We start from the raw sequence: 19,799 nt of genomic DNA on the forward strand, positions 1-19,799 counted from the left end.
AGCGCGAGAAGCGCGGAAGCCAATGCCAGAAGTTTCACTTTCATCCTCCCAGGGTTTTCGCCGGGCAGCGTCGCAGCTACCGGCGGATGTCTCTTTTCATCTGTTCCGATCCCGTCTCACTCCAGACGGCGATCAACCTCGTTCAGGTCTGCGTCCAACTCGATGTCCATCTGTTGTCCGCCTTCGCAGATCACGTCGTCCAGTTCGTAACTCGGACGTGTTGACGACCCACTTCGCATCAGGGCTCATTCCCATGCCCGCGGGTTCGACGCCTACGGGAACCTCGGCGACCACGGTGCAGCTCTGGGTGTCCGTGACGGTCACCAGGTTGTCGTCCTCGTTCGCGATGTAGAGACGCTGACCGGACGGCTCGAGGATGAAGAGTTCAGGGTCGGGTCCAGCCGACATTCCCCAAGTGGGGTGCCGCTTGATAGCAAGTTTGCCGGATTTTGCCTGCCGATCAAGTGTCTCGTGCACCGGTCGGCAGTTGAGTGCATCAATACACCCGAATTTGAGCGGATCGGGCTGCAAACTCTCTTCACTCCGGCCCAGCAGCGACGTTGGTCAGCGCGACGGACAGACCTGTTTAGCCGTTTTCGTTCGGTTTCGTTCGGGATCAAGGTCATGGACATGACGGCGGCGCTCGCAATCGACGGATCGCGGCAAGAATGGCACGGACCATGGGGCCGGTTACGACCACCGCGGCGAGTTGGAAGGTGATGGCGCGGGCGTGGCGCACGACGCGGGCGCCTATGTTGATCAGTTTCAGCTGGAGGCTCGTCAGCGACCAGTCGGCCATCGCCTCGGGCAGGTCGATGCAGCGCAGGAAGGTGGCCAGGTTGTAGGCCAGTGCGTGCAGTTGCAGCCGCACCTCGTTGTCGCGGAACCGCTTGCACGACAGCCGGGTCCAGCGGAAGGCGTACTTGCCTTCCTTGATATGCTGCTCGGCGGTGCCGCGCTGGTTATAGAACCGCACCACCCAGTTCGGCTCCATGGGTAGGTTGGTGACGATGAAGCCGACGTGGGGGGAAAGTTCGCCCGGATGCCATTCGATTTTGGCGATGACGCGGCGCTCCTCGTCCTAGCTTTGTGCCTGGTAATGGAAGTCTTCGAAGAACCGTTTGACCTTGGTCAGCGAAGGACGCCCGACCGGCCGGGTAAGCCGGTGCACGATCTTCTCGCGAAGCACGGCATTGGCGGGCAGCAAGATGGCGTAGCCCACCGCTTCAAGCCGTGCGTAGATCGCGGGGCTGGCATAGGCGGCATCAGCCGGGAAGAAACGCATGAGGTCACACTTGGCACAGCGGGCGATCACCGGGTCAGGCACATCCTGCCAGCCGTCGGCGCTGTGCACGTTGCCGTGCCGCAGGGCGCAACGCTCCAGCATCCCGAACTGGTTGAACACGAAGAGCGGATGGTAGCAGGTGCAGTCGAAATGCCCGTTCCAGGCGGTGCCTTCCTGATCGCCATGGGTCGGGCTGACCGAGCTGTCCATGTCCAAACTGATATACTTCAGCCCGCGGCGGTCATGGAAACGGTCACCACTGGCCACTGAGATCGGCCAGAGCCACCCGATTCTCGGGCAAGGCCAGCGTCCTGGTTTCGAACCGCCCCATCTGCGAAGCAGAGGCCGCTTGAGCGTCTAAAGCACGCCCGCCCACAACTTGGCGCATGACGGGATCAAGGGCCACACACAGATGCCGTCGGGGGGCGGTCACATCATCAGAGCCCTTCCTCATCTGAAAGCTTGCTTTGACGCATGGAGCGGTCTTAACCTTCACGTGTCTTCTGGTGATCAGTCTCGAGTCGATTTAACCAGCAGCGTTGAGCGGGAGAACCCAGCGGGCTCTCGGCACGATCCCAGACCATCAATAAAAAAATGGGAGGAAGCACTATGACTTATTTCAAATTGCGGTCAGTTCTGTTGACAGCAACAGCGCTTACGGCCGGCATGTCCGCGACGACGCTCGCGGCTCAGGAGAACCCGATCGACAAGGTCTCGCCGGTCACCGACGAGATGCTGCTAAACCCGCCGGACGGCGACTGGCTGATGTGGCGGCGCACCTACAACGGATGGGGCTACAGTCCGCTTGACCAGATCAACAAGGAAAATGTCGGCGACCTCCAGCTCGCCTGGTCCTGGGCGATGACGCCGGGGCGGACACAGGAGACCCCGCTGGTCCATGATGGAATCATCTACATCCAGAATTCCGATCAGACGATCCAGGCGCTCGACGGCGCATCCGGCGACCTGATATGGGAGTATCAGTACGATTTGCCTGACGACGTCGAGCCCCGCGGGGTCCGCAACAAGGCAATTTACCAGGACAAGCTCATCGTCGCGACCCGCGACGCTCATCTGATCGCTCTCGACACCAAGACCGGCCAGTTGGTCTGGGACAAGACGGTCGCCAACCACACCTTCGGCTACAACTTCACTAGCGGTCCGATGGTGGTCAACGGCGTGATCGTGCAGGGCATGACCGGATGCGGCGGAGGCCAGCCGGGCGGCTGCTTCTTCACAGGCCACGACGTGAATACGGGCGAGGAAATTTGGCGCATCAACACGATCGCACAGGGCGACTCGCCTGAAAGCAATACGTGGAACGGCGTACCTGTCGAAAGTCGCTATGGGGCCTCGGCCTGGATTCCGGGGACCTATGACCCCGAACAGAACCTGATTTTCGCCGGCGTCGGACAGCCTTATCCCTGGAACACGGAGATAGCGGGGCTGACCCCGCCAAGCTCTGACCCCAATGTGACGAACGAGGCGCTCTACACCAACTCGACGCTGGCAATCGACCCCAGTAATGGTGAACTGAAGTGGTACCACCAGCATCTGCCCACCGACTCGCTTGACCTCGACTATGTCTATGAGCGGCTTCTAATCGACCTGCCCGTCGACGGGACAACCCGCAAGATGGCAGTCACGACCGGCAAGATCGGTATCATCGAGGCGCTCGACCGCGAAACTGGGGAATACCTCTGGGACGTCGAGACAGTCCCACAGAACGTGGTATTGTCGATCGATCCCGAGACGGGTGACAAGACCATCAACCCCGAGGTGATCCCGGTCATTGGCGAGACCACCTTCAACTGCCCCGCCGACCCCGGCGGACGCGCATGGCAGGCTACCGCCTACAGCCCGCGGACCGAGGCGCTCTACTTGCCGACCGTGGAATTCTGCTCCAACACGACCGTCAACCCGCTCGATCCCGGCGCGATCTATACAGGCGGCGGACTTCAGACCTATTCGCGGGTCGAGCATCCTGACGGCGACGGCAACATCGGCCAAGTACGTGCGATCAACCTCAACGACCGCTCGGAGATGTGGCAGTACCGGCAGCGTCCACCGGTCACATCGTCCACGCTGCCAACGGGCGGTGGTCTGGTGTTCGTGGGAAGCCTTGATCGCAAGTTCATGGCCTTCGACGACGAAACCGGCGAAAAGCTGTGGGAAAGCGGCAAGCTAAGCAGTTCGCTCGAGTCCTTCCCGATCACCTACGAGGCAGGCGGCAAGCAATACGTTGCGATCACGGCCAACTTCGCATCCGGCTTGGGACGTCTGGCGTCTCTGACCCCGGAAGTAAAACTTCCCGCTAACGACCCGATCACGCTCTTCGTATTCGCGCTTCCCGACTGACCGCGTGACTTCACGCTAGCATCCGGCCCGGGCGGATCTGGAGATTTCCAGTCCGCCCGGTGTCGTTGGGAGTACCGATTTTGCCTACACCCCATCCTTATTCGCGTCTGGCTGGCACGATTATGAGTTCCGCGTTGGCGGTGGCTGTGTTGTCTGCAGGGCCGATCAGAGGCGACGAGCCGGAATTTTTCGAGAGACCGTCCGCGCCGAACCAGTGGACGTTCGGGCGGCGGCTCGACGAGTCGCAGCTTCGCTACTGCGTGGACCCGCGTGACCCCGACTGGGAAGTGGCCACTGCCATAGCCGACGCTTTGGCTCAGGGCCTACTGCTTGAACCGCAGAGATACGTGATCGACAGCGAATACGTCAGCGAAGACATCACGAAAGTCTATGCAATCTTACTGGAGCATTGTGACATTCACATGGGCTTCAAGCTGATCCCCGGCAGTTACTCCGACTGGGCCATGCTGACGCGTGCGTACTACGAGGCGGACTATGTCTTCGTGACCGCTGACCCCGACATCAACGCGCTTGACGACCTCGCACCGACGAGGCCGATTGGCGCGACTCTTGGAACCGCGGCGCATATTCGTCTGGTATCATACCTCACGGCCCTCCCCGCCGAAGAACGCTGGCCAGCCTTTCCAATGGGCACGAACGACCTCGCACTCACCTCGCTCCTCAACGGCACCGTCGATGTCGCGCTAGTCTGGGCACCCACTCTATGGGCGAAGCAGCGCGAGGACTCCGCCTATGCCGGCCTTCGTATTATCGATCCCGCACCGCTCCCGCCTACAACCCTCGGCGTGGGGGCGATAATGCTGTCGAACGAGACCTTCCTGCGCGCCGCTCTCGATGAGGCGATTTCCGCCTTGAGCGCGGACGGAACCATCACCGATATCCTCGCGGAGTACGGATTTCCGGCGAGGGTCGAACAGTGATGACGCGGGCACACAGTCCCGGACCGGCCATTCGGGTGGAGGGCGTTTCCAAGCGATATGGGCGCACATTAGCACTGGACGAGGTCAGTTTTGAGGTCCGCTGCAACGAGATCTTCGCGCTGCTCGGGCCAAACGGCGCCGGCAAGACGTCGCTGCTGTACATCCTCTGCACGCTCTTGCGCCCAGACAGCGGCGTGGCGCTGATCGGGGAATTCGACGTATCCCGCCAGCCGCTGGCCGCGCGTCGGCGACTTGGAGTTGTATTTCAAGAGCCGAGCCTCGACGGTCGGCTAACAGTGTACGAGAACCTCAATCTGCATGGCCTTGTCTACGGAGTGCCGCGAAAGTTGCGGCGGCAACGGATCGATCAGATGCTGGCGCTGGTAGAGCTGACCACTTGGGCCGACAGACCGGCGCGGTCGCTCTCCTCAGGCATGAAACGCCGGCTGGAGATTGCTCGCGCTCTGATCCATGACAGCGAGATCTTGCTGCTCGATGAACCCACGGTGGGGCTCGACGCCCAGACGCGCGACCGCATTTGGTCCTACATTCGGCAACTGCGCGAAGAGCGGCAGGTTACCGTGTTGGTTACCACCCACTACATTGAGGAAGTCGAGACCTGCGACCGGGTCTGCGTGGTAGATCACGGCAAGGTTCTGGCACTCGACAAGCCCGCCGTGCTAAAGCGCAACCACGGCCAGCAACTTTTGCGCATCGTGCCGAAGACCGATGCCGACCACGCCTCAATAGCGGCGCGCTACGCAGCTCGGCTGCAGCGACAGGACGAAAATGAAATCATCCTGACGTCGGATGACGCCTTCTCTGAAAACTTCCTGGCCGAAAACGGCGCACTGATCCGAGCCTTGTCGATCGAAATGCCAAGCCTGGAATCGGTGTTTCTGACGTTGACCGGTCGCGACATCCGCGATCACGAAGCCTCACCGCGCGACTTGACGAAAGCCTTCGGCAAGATCGGTGGAGAACACACGGGATGAGCCTGCGGGGCGCAGAACAACTGGTGCTGATGGTGCAGCTAGGTGGCCTCTATGGACTGTGGCTGCGCGAGGTGAAACGCGCCTTCCGCGATCGAGGCCAGCTGATCGGTGGCGTCAGCCGTCCCATTCTGTGGGTGCTTATCCTTGGCATCGGCCTGAATCCCTATTTTCGCGGTGAGGTCTATGGTGAGGTCACCTTTGTCGTGCCCTTCACCTACCTTCAGTTCATTTTCCCCGCCGTGGTCGCGCTAAACATCATGTTCACCTCGGTGCAGTCCGCGGTGTCGGTTATTTGGGACCGCGAGTTCGGTTTCCTGCGCGAGGTTCTGGTTTCACCGCTGTCGCGTGGCACGATCCTTTTGGGAAAGGTGCTTGGCGGGGCAACCGTCGCCGTCCTGCACGGCTGCCTGGTGCTTTTGCTAGCGCGTTTCGCTGATGTCAGCCTGACGCCGATGGAGATGCTGAAGGCGCTTGGGCTGATGGCCATGCTTGCTTTCGCGCTGACTTCGCTCGGCGTGGTGATCGCGGGCCGCATCCGTAGCTTTGAGGGCTTCGGAATCTTCTCCAACGCCGTAATCCTGCCGCTCTACTTCACATCCAGCTCTATTTTTCCCCTCGACCCGGCGCTGACTGGGGCGCAGACCCGCGTCACTTACCCCGAATGGCTCGTCACCATCGTGGAGTGGAATCCTATGACCTATGCCGTGGACGCGCTGCGCGGCGTGTTGATCAACTACAACCAGTTCGATCCGCGCCTAGGCATCGCGGTTATGGGCGTGGCCGGCGTGGTGCTGTTTGCGATCGCGCTCAACGATTTCCGCAAGGCGTGAGTGTGCAGACGCTCAGGCGACAGGCACGTGATCTTGGCGGTATGGTCACCGTCGTCGGCCTCATGCTGCTGGTCACCTTCCTGCCGCCGGACACTTCTCTCAAAGAAGTTAAGGCGAAAGGTGTGATCCGCGCCTGCGTTCCGACACGCTATCCGCCGCTGGTTACCGGAGACGCTGACCGGCCGGGTATCGACATAGAGCTGCTGCGTGCCGTGGCCGACCATCTTGGCGTCCGACTGCTTTTCACTCCCAGCGATGCCATGGGACGAGACTTCAATCCGCGAAACTGGGCGATCAACCGCGGCAAGTGTCAGCTACTAGCTGGAGGCGTCGTCGATTCGGCGCTGACTCGGTCGTTCCTCGATACCGGTCCGCCCTATGCAGAAACCGGCTGGGCGATCATGGCGCCGGCGCCTTTGGAGAGCATAGACGGTCTCACCCTCGGGGCGCTCACCCTCGTGTCCGGCCTGGACCGCATTGGACTGGCTACATACTTGCGCAGCCACAACGTATCCGTCCGCGTCATGCGAGATGACCGGGCGTTTGTCGAAGGAATTGCCGCCGGAGACCTCGCCGGCGGAATCTCCGAAGCTCTGCTGGCCAGCGGGCTAGCGGCGAAGAACGGCTGGTGGGCGGCCTTGATGCCCGATGAGCTTGCCCGCTACAATCTCGTTTTTGGCATTTGGAAGGGCGACCTCACGCTAAAGCGCAAGATCGACGAGGCCTTCCGCCAGCTGCATACGGACGGAACGTTGGCGGCCATCCTCGCACGCTATGGGGCGGCGCCTATGGGAACGGCAAATTTCATGCACAAGCGCTGACTTCATGCGCCGAGGATGAACGACGCCACCATCGAGTGGGCGGGACCAAGCACCAGTCTCACCACGCCAGTCGCCACCGCCACCAGCAGCAGTAGGGCAAGGATCCGTTCCATCCGTGGCATCTGGGGGGCGAGCACACCGACCAGGAGCCCGCCGGTCAGCGGCGGAATTGGAACGAGGCTGAAGAGCGCGAACCAGATCGCTAAGTCGCTCGCGGTCCGAAGGAACGCCGCCGCCGCAAGCGCAGCAGTGTGGGGCAGGATCGTCAGCGCAGGAAGAACGAGGGCGTTGAGCGCGGCCGCCGTGACAATCACGCCAGCGAAGCCGGCAAGGATGACCACAACGAGGCCAACAGGACCAACGCGGAATTGTTCCGCGTCGACGGCAACCGGTTTCGCCCAGCCGTTGCCATAGAAAATAAGGCCAATCGCGCCGACAGGATCGATATGGCTGATCGGGACGAGGGTCAGCCGGCCATCGTATTTCGGGCCCTTGTCACCCAGCAAGACTGATGTCGCCGAGACGACGCCGCCCTGAACTCCTGCCAGGACCATCAGCGTCACGACGCGGAAGCCGATCGCCTGCAGCGTGATGTCGGGCAACCACACTAGTCACGAACCGATCGGATACACGGCGTGGTCACCGCGCCGGACCGAGTTCATTTCGACATGATTATGTAGTCGAGAGCATCGAGGTCGGAGGGTAAAGGTGCACCCTCCTTGAATCCGTTGTGCTTCAGGATGTAGGCCATGAGATCAGCATACGTGTTCTCGGAGTATCGCCCGGGCGCATTTGGCGGCATCGTAGCGCTCATGAACCCGAACATCACCGATGCCGGCAATTCCCCAAAGTATTTTTCCTCGAACGCCAGACCGCGCAGTGGCGGCCCGCCGTTCATCCCGCCCCTCAGGTCGTCTCCGTGGCACTCCACGCAATCTTTCTTGTACCTGTCTTCTCCGCTATCGACCTGTTCGGATGAGTAGGAGACTGGAGTTTCAGGCGGTTCTGCGGCGGCCTGGGCGGCCGGCTGATTTGTGAAGCCGACGATCAGACCGACTGCCAGCATGAAGCATGCTGCGGTATTTTGAGTGGTGAGCATCATTCTTTTCTCCCGCATTTTGTTAGACGTCCTCGGGGTCTTGCACGGCATCCGCAGTTGACGAAAAGACATGGACACCCTCAGCGAAGCTGACCCGAATATTGATTGCAAGCGCCATCTTTCCCATCGGGCATGGCGCTCTCTAACCCCGTCGCGATGCGCAGAGGCTTGTTCACCGGCGTTTCCTGCGTTACCGCGCCGCCCGGACCGGTGAAGGCATGGAGCGCCATGTTAGAGCTGGGCCCCAGACCTGGAAGGAAGATGACCAGAGCTGGAATGGAGGATCGTGTGCCGGACGCCAAGACGGTCTGGCACTATCGCGAGGCTCTGGCGCAGGCGGGCATGGTGCAGGCGCTGTTCAAGCAATTCGACGGTCATCTGGCGCGGCAGGGCTACATCGCGCGGGGCGGGCAGATCCTCGATGCCGCCATCGTGCCGGTGCCGCGCAACCACAACAGCCGCGACGAAAACAAAGCCATCAAGTCCGGCAAGGTGCCCGAAGATTGGGCGAACACGCCCGGCAAGCGCAGTCAGAAGGATACCGATGCACGCTGGACCAAGAAGCACGGCAAATCCCAATACGGCTACAAGAACCATGTGAACGTGGACCGCACGCACAAGCTGGTCCGCCGTTACCATGTCAGAGATGCGGCTTTGCACGACAGCCAGGCGGTGGATCACTGGCTGATGCAGGGCAATACCAGCGCCGGCGTCTGGGCCGATCCGGCGTATCGGTACGAGGAAATGGAGGCCAAGCTGCGCGCCCGGAGCCTCAAAAGCCACATCCACCGCAAGGGCAAGCGCGGCAAGCCGCTGACCGAACAGGGCAAGGGCAGCAACCGGACCAAATCCTCGGTGCGCGCGCGTGTCGAGCACATCTTCGGCGCGCGGACCAACGACATGGGCGGCACGCTGGTGCGCACCATCGGCATGGTGCGGGCCAAGGCCAAGATCGGGATGAAGAACCTCGTCTACAACATGCGCCGCCTCGTCCAGCTGCGCCGCCTGAACCCGTGCCCGGCGTGACCCCGGGGATCAGAAATCAGGCCGCGAGGCACGAAACACTACGCGTGACAGGCGGAGCACCGAAGACCCCATAGCGCGCAACGATGCCGACTGGCAGCCAAGTTTTCCCCCGTCATCGCGCGCGCGAAGAACCGAATTGCCATGTGGCACGAAGAGGCTCTGTACAATCGAAGGACATATCGCGCGGCCCGTTTCACGCTTGAGGTCAATCACGCATACAGCGTGATGCCGAATCCAGCGGACATCGAACCCAGACATGGGAGCCTCGAAGTGACGATTTTACGGTCCAAGGTGTGCCCGGGCGATCCGGTTCCACGATGGGGAGAATGAGTGCTCTATGGCTCAAATGAGGGAAGCGATGGGTTCTATTGACCTCAAGTCGAAAAAAAAGAAGTTAAGAAATTCATTGTCGAAGATCTTCTCCACTAACGTGACGCCAGACGCCCCGAGCGGAGAGTTCGTTGTTCGCGCCTTGCCTGCGGCTTTCGTCGATCCGCGGTGAGCTTGCTTCGACCACAACAACCTGATCGGATCGCACAGGTCGAACGATCGGAGAGCTCCTGATGACCGAAGAACCTGAAAGCGTTATGATACCGGCTCGCAAAGGCAGGGCTGTCCGGCTCACCACAGGCGAAGCTATCGAGATCATTAATACTCACGGTAAACAGGTTGTCGACACCTGGGTTTTCAGTGCCGAGGACCCCATGGAATTTTTGTCGAACGAGCATATGCGTGCCACGTTAGGCAAGCTTTGGCCGGCCGAGGGTGATGCCCTGATAACGAACCGGCGACGGTCGATCATGGTTCTGGAGAAGGATACGTCGCCCGGCAAGCACGACACGCTGATCGCAGCCTGTGACGACTATCGCTACGGGCTTCTGGGATGCACCGAGTATCACGACAACTGCACGGACAATCTCTACGTCGCAATGCGTCGCATCGGCATCAAGCTATCTGAGTGTCCTAGCCCGCTGAACCTGTGGATGAACATCCCGGTGGCGGATGACGGAACCACTAGCTGGGGCGAGCCCCTTTCAAAACCGGGTGACTCGGTAATTCTCCGCGCGCAGATGGATTGCATCGTAGCCATGTCGGCTTGCCCGCAGGACATACTGCCAATCAATGGCGCGGCTTGCCAGCCGACGGAGGCGCATTACCGCATCTTGCCGCCCGCCCGCTGACGAAACCGTGCTTGCAGACAGCATTTCTTGCACTGGTAATTTTTTGACGGCTGCGGTCTTGCAAGGACACGTTCTTTGCGAGATCGACGCCGATGATGGTAACTTCTCCCGTGGATACCCTCTCCTTCAGCTTGTGTGATGACACCACGAGTTTGGCACATCGCGATGCCGTCAGGGGGAGAGCGGCATCCACCCCATCTCCACCTCGCAAGCCATTGATTATGCTATTCTCCAGACTCGGAGTTCGTAGACAGCCTCGGCGTCAGCCGATTCAGATCGTCGTGCGCCTCGCTTTGCGATCCGGGCTATCGCGCAAAGCCGAGTCCACTCAGTGCGCCGGCTAACTGGTCGCGTGTCGAACAATCGACTATGGGCAGAGCCAAGAAGTACAGCCCCACTGTGACATCGGGGCGCCGCTCGCGGACCCGCGCGGCCAGTTGCGCCGCCTCGTCAGCTTTCCCGTCAAGCGCGGATATTGCAGCCGCCGTCATCGCGTTAATAACGTGCGAGGGTCCCGCACGAACCGCCCTCAGGGCCTGCTCTTGCGCTTCGTCCTGGCGCCCGTCGATCAGAAGCGATAATGCCCGAACCCCCAACATCGGACCCATGAGCGGATCAAGAGGGCTGAGCTGCATGGCACGCTCGATGTCCTGGCGGGTCTCTCCGGTGCGTCCGGCAAGGACGTTGACCAATGCTCGCGAGTAATGTCCCTTGGCAAAGCTCGGCGAAAGCTCCACCGCGCGGTCCAACCAGCCCGTATCACTACCCAGACTGCCGGTCAGGATTGGCAGGCGACCCATCGCAAAATTTGCTAAAGGCTCCAGCGGGTCAATTTCTACGCTGCGTTCCGCTGTGGCTTGGGCCTCTCGCACGGCGGCTTCACGATCCGGCAGGAAGCCCATGAAGGCATCCTGGAAAGAGGTGAACGACCGTGCTGCCCAAGCGGCGGCAAATGCCGGATCCAGCTCGGTGGCCTGGCGAAACAGACCTGCGGCAATCGCATTGTCATTTCGGTTGAAGCGATAGACATGCGCCAGCCCCAAATGAAACGCACTCCAGGCATCTAGGCTTTCCGACGGCAGTCGCAGAGCGATCTCGGCCTCGTGGCGCGACACGGTAATCTCAAGGGCTGCAAGTACAGAGTTGATGATCGATTTGGGAAGGCTGTGCGCGTCACCGAATTGACCGATAAGCCGCTCGGCCCAGATCACCGAGCCCTCAGCGGTCTCAGACAGCTCCAGTTCGACATCAAGCCGACCGTCGAAGGTGTGGACCACTCCGGATAGCACGTATTCTGCTCCCAGCACATCCCGCACACCCTCGACATCCATCGCGGCATTGCGGAAACGGAAGGTGGTTTCGCGCGCAATCACCTTCAGCCAGCGCAGGCGTGACAGGGAGGAAATCACCTCGGCCGCGATCGCGTCGGGAAGGATCGACCGTCGTCCGGATGGGTCCCATTCTCTAAATGGCAATACCGCAAGCGTCGGGCGGCCATCGGCCCGGTATTCGCTGACTCGTCTCGAAGCCGCCGATGCCGCGGCCGCGATCCTGACCTCTGCCACAAAGCGATGCCCCTGGCCATGGACGGTTCGAAGGTATTTCTGTGTCCGACCGTCATCTCCAAGCGCCTTGCGCACCTGCTTCAGGACCGTCGAGACAGCGGCGTCCGATACGATGCGACCGCCCCAGACGCCCTCAATCATGTCGTCGCGGGTCAGCACTCGGTCAGTGTTCTCGATAAGAAGGGTCAGAAGTGCCAGAGGCTTCGGTTCGATGTGCACAAGTCCGTCCGGCCCGCGCAACTCTGCTCGGTCTGAGTCAAGCGTGAAGTCCCCGAACCGCAGCAGCATGCGCAACTTTAGCTGTGCGGGCTCCGAAATCCACAGCAATTCCCCACGCCATCCTCAAGCGCTCCATTTCGCGCCGGCGTAAACCTTGTGCGGATAGTGGAGGAGTTTTGAAGATGACCGCGCAAACTGAAACGTTTCCCGTGACGTCCTGGTCCCTCCCGCGACTGTTCCACCGCATTCGTGCAAACAATGATCGGTTGACTGCCGCCCATGAAGCAACACGTCAACATCTCGCGCTGACAGAGCGAGATCTCAGTGATGTCTGCCTCTCGCGAGATCACGTCGTTGGCATACCGCGCTACCAGCCGGAATTGCCCTTCTTCATGCAACACAACTTCTTGGAACGTCGAAATTGAGGTCCTCATGCGCACTTGGCGTAAGATTGCTGGCAGGAGCGCCAACAGAAGGCACAGCGACGTCCGGAGATGGATTGCACCATTACTACGCTCAGGACTCATTGATCGTGCGGGTTCCAGCCGGAATGATCTCCTGCGACGGCGGAGCCCGCTGTCGGTTCTGCGGCGGGGAACGTCTCTCCGCCGCGGGGCCCGTCGCCGGCTACCGGTTCTGGGAGGGCGTGACTACAGATTCCTGTTCCCGTGCATCGGGCGCCCCGCCTGAGGCCGGCGTTCCATCCGCCACAAGGTCTCCGGCATCCTGCAGCAGTCGAGCATTCTCGCTGGTCCACACTGGGCAAGAACGGGGGCCAGGAGCGTGCGCAATCAGAGAGCGCGTAGCTTGGGAATCGCACCGAACCGCCCCGCCGCCGACCCCTCGGCGCGGTCGGCCGCGTCGGACGGGAGCTCGAGGTTCAAGATCAGAGAAAGTGGGGGCCGGTCGCTTGCGCCGACCTGCGACAACCAGTCGGTCAAAATCATTGTCCGGTCGTTTTGATCTGGCGCAAACACAGCGAGACGGTCCCGTCTCATTCTGGGATCATGGAAGACCTGTCCCGCCTCCAAGCCCTGGGCCTGTTTGACGCGCGCGTTCCGCGCTACACGAGCTACCCGACGGCGCCCGTCTTCTCGATCGCATCCTGCCTGGCGTTGCAGGAGGAGTGTCTGAGTGCCCTTGATCCTGCCGATCCGGTTTCGGTCTATGTTCATATCCCCTTCTGTGAGAGGCTGTGCTGGTTCTGCGCTTATCGCACGCAGGGAACACGGACGCTGAGCCCGGTCGAGCATTACCTCGACACGCTGCTGGCCGAACTCGCGCTCCTGCGAGCCGCCCTGCCGGTAGGCATCCGCATGGGCCGATTGCACTGGGGTGGCGGAACACCAACCATCCTTCCGCCTTACCTCATCTGCACCCTCGCGGAGGCAATCAAGGCGGCGGTGCCACCTGCTTCACCGTTCGAATTTTCGGTCGAAGTCGACCCGACGCTTTTCGATGCAGAGAAGGTCGCGGCGCTTCAGTCCGTGGGAATGACCTGCGCAAGCATCGGCATTCAGGACTTCGATCCGAAGGTGCAGGCGGCGATCGGACGGAAGCAGACATTCGCGGCGACCCGCCGCTGCGTTGAGACGCTCCGTAAGGCAGGTGGTGTCTCGCTCAACGTCGACCTCGTCTACGGACTGCCGCACCAGACGCGCGAGGTCGTGGCGGCCTCGCTGCGACAGGTGCTCAGCCTCGAGCCGGACCGAATCGCGCTCTTCGGGTACGCGCACGTCCCCTGGATGGCAAAGCGGCAGGAGCTCATCGACGAGGCGCATCTGCCGGATGACCGCCTGCGTCACAGCCTCTTCGTCGAGTGCGCAGAGACGATCGTGGGCAAGGGGTATGCGGCCATCGGCATCGATCACTTCGCCAAATCAGCGGATGCGTTGAGCGAGGCTCTCAGGCGCGGTACATTGCGGCGGAACTTTCAAGGCTACACCGCAGACGCGTGTCAGACCTTGATTGGGATCGGTGCCTCTGCGATTTCGCGGTTCCCGCAGGGCTACGTGCAGAATGCGGTAGCGACCGGCGCATATATGCAGCGGATCGACTCCGGTTCGTTGGCCGGCTACCGCGGCCACGCCCTGACGCAAGACGACAAACTGCGCGCACGAGCCATCGAGATGCTGATGTGTCAATTCCGCATCGACCTCAACTCTCTTCTCAGCGAGTTCGGCGCTCTCGCGCGGACGCTCAACCCGATACACGACCTGATAGTGGCGAGATACTCGCCGTATATCACGCGAACGGCAGACTGCATCGCGATCGACTCCAGCGGCGCGGCACTGACCCGGATGGTGGCCGCCGGATACGACGCCTATACGCCCGCAGGGGTCGTCTACTCCCGAGCGACTTGAGACGCTGGCGCCGACGCAACATTAGGCAGAGGACTTGAGGGTTTCACGCTCTAGCAGCTCTTCGCCCGAAGCGCTTTGGAGGTTCCGGACGGTATAGACGACGGAGCTCGAAATGCGTGCGACACCGCCCGGCGACGAGGGTGATGAAGACCCCCTAATGCACCTAGGGCCGTTCTCCGAATAGTCACCGACGTGGGCGGGAAGTCACCTATGGCTTTAGGACGTTCTCATCTTCATCGCAGTCCACCGCTGATCACGGTAGCATCCTCTGCAGCAGATGACTTGCATGGTGACGATTGGAGCCGCGGGATCAAAGGAACCCCACGAAATAGGCCACGGCGAAAGCCACAGCGAAGACCGTAAGGGCCTCCAAAAGTCTTTCCGCTCGGGGATTACGGTCCGACTGATCGTCGTAGACAGCGTCGTCCGTTGCGTCCATTTCGTCCCATCGGGCTTTTTCCACACGCGAGCCTCGATCGATTGGCGCCTGCACCTAGCTTCCCCCCGCTGCCAGTCTAGTTCGCTCGGCCCCGCGCACGCGTGCTCTGCAATAGACTGTGCTCACAGCTAATCCGTGCATTCCCCGCGAAATCCTACACACGAGCCCTTTCCCGCTGCTCGGGATTCTTGTGCAGCATTCGTTCAGGAGCGGCATCTCTCCCATGCGGTGTGACGATTTCTCCGCGGCGTGCAGAGCGGCGGTCGAACCGCGTCCTTGCTCGCTAAGCGCTGCCATTGCAGTGCCTAACACCGGACCCAAGCTGAAACTTTGGCGATGGCCGCACGGGCAGCCCGATCGAGAAAGGTAGCGAGGGGACATCGAGTTGAATAACGATATGGGAGAGATGAAGGCTCTAAGTGCCCGAGTCGTCGGCTCCCTTGAGGAACGTCTCGATGCCGTCTGACCAGACTGCCAAAATGACGCGCCGCTCCGCACTGGTTGCGGGCGCCGGACTTCTCGCGGCGCCTGCCATGGCCCAGTCGCCATGCCTCTACGGGGTTCCGGCCACGGACGGCGCCAAGGGTCCCGTTGTTTGGCGCGATCTCGATCAAGCGCAGTTGGACGCCGCTTACCGACAGGAATCCTACCAGCCGCATACCGATGAGGTGAACGGCCGCCTGTCCTCCCTTAGCTTCGACTTGCGTTTCCAGCGCGGCTATCCGGAACGTGCCGTCTACGGGGATGGACCGGACGAAGGCATGGACATCTACCGCGCCGACGTGACAGACGCCCCAGTGTTCGTCTTCGTGCATGGCGGCATCTGGCTCTCCCTGAACGCCGCAATGTCGGGCTTCGCCGCAGAGATGTTCATGGACCGGGGCGCGCACTTCGTGGCCCTGGATTTTGCTCCGGTCAATCGGCTTGGCGGGGACCTGGCTCTGATGGCGGAGCAGGTTCGTCGCGGTATCGCCTGGGTCATCAAGAACGCGAAGGACTTCGGCGGCGATCCGGACCGCGTTTACCTCGGAGGACATTCATCGGGCGGACATCTGGCAGCGGTCGCGTTGACCACCGACTGGTCAGATCACGGCCTGCCCGCTGATGCCGTCAAAGGCGGCCTCGTGATGAGCGGAATGTACGATCTCGAGCCTGTGCGGCTGTCCTGGCGAAACGCATACATCGCGTTCACGGACGAGATGGAAGACGCGATGAGCCCGCTACGCCACCTCGACCGCATCAACGCGCCCGTGGTCGTGTCCTACGGCACACTGGAGACACCGGAGTTCATTCGTCAGGCGAAGGAGTTCGCCGCTGCGTTGGAAAGTGCGGGCAAGCCGGTCGAACTCGTCGTTGGAAGCAGTTTCTTCCACCAGGACATGTGGGAGTCGCTCGGCAACCCCTACGGACCCAATGGTCGTGCCGCGTTGAAGATGATCGGATTGTAGCACGACTGTCCGAACTCTCTGCGAATGTTGCCCGCCCGCTCGGCAGGCATGTCGCTCACTTCCGCATCTTGTAGCTTGCAGTGCGAGCACTACCCGTATGAACATCCATCTTCGCTCTTGCGGTCTCCAGCAAGTCGCCAAGACCGGCGTAGCTATAAGACACCGATGCCTTCTTCCCATTCTTGAACGTGAAGAGATAGTGCTTCATTTCCGGCACCTGTCGAACATCGGCGAGGTCGGACCAGTAATGGGTTGAGCGACCGCCGAAGGAGTTCGAGACGTTCAGGGTCGAGCCGTCGTAGCGCACCTTGGCGGTGAGGATCACCGGGATAACGAGAAGGCAGAGAAGACCCGCCGCCTGAAACGCCCAGGGGTAAGCGGACGCTGGATCCACCATGGGATAGGCAAAGAATAGAGCGGCCAAGCCAAGGCAGGAGATCGTCATGAACCAGAGGGTACCGGCTCTCAGGCGCAGGACCGTATAACCGTGGATATCCTTCTGCGCCCTGTCCGAGCCGAGGCGGCCTATCGCGTAAATTAGCGCGGTGAGCGGCACCCCCACGACGATCACGAGAATCAGCTTCAAGCCCTTTTCGAACATGAAGTCGTCACGCGTGATCCCCTGCGCATTCAGCCACGGCTCCCATAGCTCGGGGTGCCAGGCCGCGAACACGACAAGTCCGAAAGCCGCCGCGGTAATGAGGACCCGGTAAATCACTCGTGTCACGGCGAGTCTCCCGTATCGGATAGCCCATTGCCCGGACGGAGCATACGACGCCGCAAATTCGTGTGTGAAGCGCGATGAGTGCGAAACGTCAAGAAAAGCTCGCATCTGACGCGCAGTACAGACTTGAGGCAGGGGCAAAAAATGCCTTCGATGTATGTCGGCATTCGACATCGCCCGCTTTCCTGGCACCTGCAGAGAAGCCCCCGGTGGCCTCGCGCTCCTGCTGGGCGACCAACGCCATAATGCCGACCGTCAGGTCGTTCGCTTCCGGCATATCTCAGGCGAAGAAGCGGCCGTTCGCTGCACGATGCCCTAACCGCAGTTATGCGGACAAACCTGCCTGATGCGGCCGTGAACTACGCCGGGGTTCGATATCTCACATACGTGCCAATCCAGCCAAATGAACCTTCAGCACGAAACGGTGGGTCGACAAGAGATTTCGCTGGCCTGCGGCTGAAAGCTACGTCAGCCGCCGATGCGGTCGAGGAAGCGGGTGGCGGCGTCATGGAGCGCGCCGTCGAATGGCTGGCCTGGGACGATGGTAACGGCGATACGGTGGCGGACTTCGCGCGCACTGGCATCCTGTCGGGTAAAATCAGTCTCGATGGAATCAGTAGGCCGCGAGAAGACCGGCGAGCGGTCGTCCGAGAGGGTGACGTCGAAGCTCATGGCATAGTTCACTTCGCTCGGAGCGTGGCCGGCGTGCGCCACCAGCCGGTCGGTTTCCGTGACCCATTCGGCAAGACCGAGGCCGCCTTCGATGAACCGCAGGCCAGTCGCCGTAAGCGGCGCGTCGGCACTCGGGCAGGCTAGGGTATCGCCTAAGGTGTGGATGATGCGGAAATCCATGCGCCGGATCGCCGTGCCTTCCGGCACGCGGTCTCGGCGAAGCGTCAAATCGGTCGACGCGATGGGGATCGTCAGGGTGATACCACCGCCGGTAGATTCCGAAACGCGAACCAGCAGACTAAGCGTGATGTCGGCCTTCCTTGCAATAAATCCAGGATCGGCGCGAGCCGCTGCGGCGTCGAGTTCGCACTGCGCAGCGACCAGAATGTCGGCGGCGCGCAGAAAGTCCTCGGGGCTGCCGGGCGGCGTTAGTTCGGGCGGGTCGCCGTCGCAGGCGGCGAGTATGGCGATGAACGCGAATGCAAGAGGTCTGGGCAGCGGCATTCGGGTCCTTCGGTTCTGTCGCGATCCGAGACTCCGCGCCGATATTTTAAGCTAGATCGGGTGACGGTTTTGGACAAGAGCCGGTGTGGATATCGGTCCGGCTGATGTGTCGGCGGTGAACACCCAGTGATTTTTTTTGCGAACTGATGCCGCTTGGGAGGGTACGGTCAAATCAATCCGCTTGGCGTGCCTCTTGCCTCCCGGAGCGTTGTCACTCCAGCACAGCGCTCTAACTTGCATGGTTACCAGCAAGCACCGCTACGAGACGGCAGCCACAATGCGTGGCAAGCACCGCAGCGGATACCGTTGATCTGACGATGACCGCTAGGTGCCAGCGCAGTGGGCGGCGAGGTAATCGGCGCGCCCCGAAGACGGGGCCGTTCCAACAGCAAGGGAGAACGAGAATGAGCATTGCACGCGTAACCGAGATATCGGCGACATCCACGACGGGATTCGAGGATGCCGTGCGCGAGGGCATCAGGCGCGCGTCCCAAACTCTTCGTGGCGTTCGTTCGGCCTGGGTGAAAGAACAGCAGGTCCGCGTCGAAGACGGTGAGGTGGTGGAGTACCAGGTGAACATGATGGTGACCTTTGTTCTCGACGACTAACGAGCTCAAAATCACAGGAAAAACCAGAATGACTTTGATGGACAGATTTTCCAGCGACGACTGGTCACGCGTGCTGGAGGCACCGATGCTGGCAGGGTTTGCGATCACGGCCGCCGATCCGGGCGGCCTGATTAGCGCGGTGCAGGAGAGTGCCGCGATAGCCGGATCGCTAAGATTGGCCGCCAAGGACGGCGGCGAGGGATCGTTGGCTCACGCGGTTGCCGAGGCCTACACGACGTCGGAAGGTCGGTCCGCAGCGACGGACGGACTCAAGTCGCTGGTGAAGGGCAAGCGTCCTGCGGAGGCCTCGGACGCCGCCGTCTCGCGGCTCGGCGAGATTATGGCCTTGGTCGAGCGCACAGTCCCGGAACATGCGGCGGGGTTCAGGAAGTTCCTGATCGACACGGCAACCAAGACGGCCGAGGCAAGTACCGAGGGCGGCTTCCTCGGATTTGGTGGCGCGAGAATCTCTGAGGCCGAGCACAAAACTCTCGACCAGCTACGGTCGGCTCTTGGCGTGTCCGTCGGCTGAGGTAGCGGGCGGTCCCCGGGTCTGTCAGGGGTCGCAAGGCTTGTTGGGCGCCAAAGGCCGACAAGGGCAGGGTTACGGAACCTAGGCGCCGACGTATCCAATTAAGCGCAGGCGCGGCAGGGCTGGCCCCGCCTGGCGTCTCACTCGTGACCGCAAGAATGAAGAGCAGGCGGTCACAGCCATCTCCTG

At 61.3% G+C, this 19,799-nt stretch carries 18 protein-coding genes and 3 pseudogenes; 13 read left to right on the plus strand and 8 right to left on the minus strand.

Features of this window, described 5'->3' with window-relative positions; genetic code table 11:
• On the plus strand, positions 1-224 hold a 224-nt coding region (locus C8D95_RS22330), incomplete at its 5' end, for a hypothetical protein (RefSeq protein WP_211312657.1).
• Here C8D95_RS22330 and C8D95_RS15625 read toward each other — a convergent pair.
• Both C8D95_RS15625 and C8D95_RS15630 read right to left on the minus strand, forming a co-directional pair.
• Positions 211-408 (minus strand): annotated as a pseudogene (locus C8D95_RS15625) (hypothetical protein); the annotation flags it as partial. The gene C8D95_RS22330 and the pseudogene C8D95_RS15625 overlap by 14 nt on opposite strands.
• A gap of 214 nt (positions 409-622) precedes the next feature.
• Positions 623-1,691 (minus strand): annotated as a pseudogene (locus C8D95_RS15630) (IS1380 family transposase); the annotation flags it as partial.
• 260 nt (positions 1,692-1,951) lie between these two features.
• Here C8D95_RS15630 and C8D95_RS15635 point away from each other — a divergent pair.
• From C8D95_RS15635 to C8D95_RS15655, 5 genes are all read left to right on the plus strand, one after another.
• Complete coding sequence (locus tag C8D95_RS15635; protein ID WP_164721604.1) at positions 1,952-3,643, plus strand: pyrroloquinoline quinone-dependent dehydrogenase; 1,692 nt, start codon at positions 1,952-1,954, stop codon at positions 3,641-3,643.
• A gap of 149 nt (positions 3,644-3,792) precedes the next feature.
• The gene (locus tag C8D95_RS15640) at positions 3,793-4,584 is read left to right on the plus strand and encodes a substrate-binding periplasmic protein (protein ID WP_164721603.1); all 792 of its coding nucleotides are present in this window, start codon (positions 3,793-3,795) and stop codon (positions 4,582-4,584) included.
• A complete protein-coding gene (locus tag C8D95_RS15645; protein WP_109760144.1) occupies positions 4,584-5,579 on the plus strand; it encodes an ABC transporter ATP-binding protein in 996 nt (331 codons plus the stop codon). The genes C8D95_RS15640 and C8D95_RS15645 overlap by 1 nt, the downstream gene beginning before the upstream one ends.
• Positions 5,576-6,409 (plus strand): ABC transporter permease, encoded by an 834-nt coding sequence (locus C8D95_RS15650; protein ID WP_241239832.1) that lies wholly within the window; start codon positions 5,576-5,578, stop codon positions 6,407-6,409. Before C8D95_RS15645 ends, C8D95_RS15650 begins: the two co-directional genes overlap by 4 nt.
• Positions 6,410-6,471: 62 nt before the next feature.
• The gene (locus tag C8D95_RS15655; RefSeq protein ID WP_170121488.1) at positions 6,472-7,230 is read left to right on the plus strand and encodes a substrate-binding periplasmic protein; all 759 of its coding nucleotides are present in this window, start codon (positions 6,472-6,474) and stop codon (positions 7,228-7,230) included.
• Positions 7,231-7,232: 2 nt separating this feature from the next.
• On the opposite strand, the gene C8D95_RS15660 is transcribed toward C8D95_RS15655, so the two are convergent.
• Together C8D95_RS15660 and C8D95_RS15665 are read right to left on the minus strand one after the other, a co-directional pair.
• Positions 7,233-7,793 (minus strand): zinc metalloprotease, encoded by a 561-nt coding sequence (locus C8D95_RS15660; RefSeq protein ID WP_211312653.1) that lies wholly within the window; start codon positions 7,791-7,793, stop codon positions 7,233-7,235.
• Between the two features lie 95 nt (positions 7,794-7,888).
• Positions 7,889-8,332, minus strand: coding sequence for a c-type cytochrome (locus tag C8D95_RS15665; protein ID WP_164721602.1), 444 nt, complete (start codon positions 8,330-8,332; stop codon positions 7,889-7,891).
• A gap of 270 nt (positions 8,333-8,602) precedes the next feature.
• Here C8D95_RS15665 and C8D95_RS15670 point away from each other — a divergent pair.
• A pseudogene (locus C8D95_RS15670) lies at positions 8,603-9,355 on the plus strand (IS5 family transposase); the annotation flags it as partial.
• 563 nt (positions 9,356-9,918) lie between these two features.
• Positions 9,919-10,536, plus strand: coding sequence for a DUF1989 domain-containing protein (locus C8D95_RS15675; protein WP_241239831.1), 618 nt, complete (start codon positions 9,919-9,921; stop codon positions 10,534-10,536).
• Positions 10,537-10,841: 305 nt separating this feature from the next.
• Here C8D95_RS15675 and C8D95_RS15680 read toward each other — a convergent pair whose 3' ends face one another.
• Positions 10,842-12,389, minus strand: coding sequence for a winged helix-turn-helix domain-containing protein (locus C8D95_RS15680; protein WP_126918531.1), 1,548 nt, complete (start codon positions 12,387-12,389; stop codon positions 10,842-10,844).
• 113 nt (positions 12,390-12,502) lie between these two features.
• On the opposite strand from C8D95_RS15680, the gene C8D95_RS21780 reads away from it, so the two are divergent.
• Both C8D95_RS21780 and hemN read left to right on the plus strand, forming a co-directional pair.
• Positions 12,503-12,745 carry a hypothetical protein gene (locus C8D95_RS21780; RefSeq protein WP_126918530.1) on the plus strand — a complete coding sequence of 81 codons (243 nt, stop codon included), beginning with the start codon at positions 12,503-12,505 and terminating at the stop codon, positions 12,743-12,745.
• 582 nt (positions 12,746-13,327) lie between these two features.
• The gene (hemN, locus tag C8D95_RS15685) at positions 13,328-14,683 is read left to right on the plus strand and encodes an oxygen-independent coproporphyrinogen III oxidase (RefSeq protein WP_109760149.1); all 1,356 of its coding nucleotides are present in this window, start codon (positions 13,328-13,330) and stop codon (positions 14,681-14,683) included.
• A 310-nt stretch (positions 14,684-14,993) separates the two neighbouring features.
• Here the strand turns inward: hemN and C8D95_RS22785 are convergent, their stop codons facing one another.
• Positions 14,994-15,122, minus strand: a complete 129-nt coding sequence (locus C8D95_RS22785; protein WP_277601038.1) for a hypothetical protein — start codon at positions 15,120-15,122, stop codon at positions 14,994-14,996.
• Positions 15,123-15,601: 479 nt separating this feature from the next.
• Between C8D95_RS22785 and C8D95_RS15690 the strand changes: the two genes are divergently transcribed.
• Complete coding sequence (locus C8D95_RS15690; protein ID WP_164721601.1) at positions 15,602-16,570, plus strand: alpha/beta hydrolase; 969 nt, start codon at positions 15,602-15,604, stop codon at positions 16,568-16,570.
• Between the two features lie 55 nt (positions 16,571-16,625).
• Here the strand turns inward: C8D95_RS15690 and C8D95_RS15695 are convergent, their stop codons facing one another.
• Together C8D95_RS15695 and C8D95_RS15705 are read right to left on the minus strand one after the other, a co-directional pair.
• Positions 16,626-17,297 (minus strand): hypothetical protein, encoded by a 672-nt coding sequence (locus C8D95_RS15695; RefSeq protein WP_126918529.1) that lies wholly within the window; start codon positions 17,295-17,297, stop codon positions 16,626-16,628.
• Between the two features lie 465 nt (positions 17,298-17,762).
• Positions 17,763-18,470 (minus strand): hypothetical protein, encoded by a 708-nt coding sequence (locus C8D95_RS15705; RefSeq protein ID WP_109760152.1) that lies wholly within the window; start codon positions 18,468-18,470, stop codon positions 17,763-17,765.
• Between the two features lie 404 nt (positions 18,471-18,874).
• Between C8D95_RS15705 and C8D95_RS15710 the strand changes: the two genes are divergently transcribed.
• Entirely contained in the window at positions 18,875-19,078 is a 204-nt protein-coding gene (locus tag C8D95_RS15710; RefSeq protein WP_109760153.1) for a dodecin family protein, read from the plus strand.
• Between the two features lie 28 nt (positions 19,079-19,106).
• The gene (locus C8D95_RS15715) at positions 19,107-19,610 is read left to right on the plus strand and encodes a hypothetical protein (RefSeq protein WP_109760154.1); all 504 of its coding nucleotides are present in this window, start codon (positions 19,107-19,109) and stop codon (positions 19,608-19,610) included.
• Positions 19,611-19,799: the final 189 nt, after the last annotated feature.

Origin of the sequence: Silicimonas algicola (assembly GCF_003148765.1) — a bacterium.
Lineage (GTDB): Bacteria > Pseudomonadota > Alphaproteobacteria > Rhodobacterales > Rhodobacteraceae > Silicimonas > Silicimonas algicola.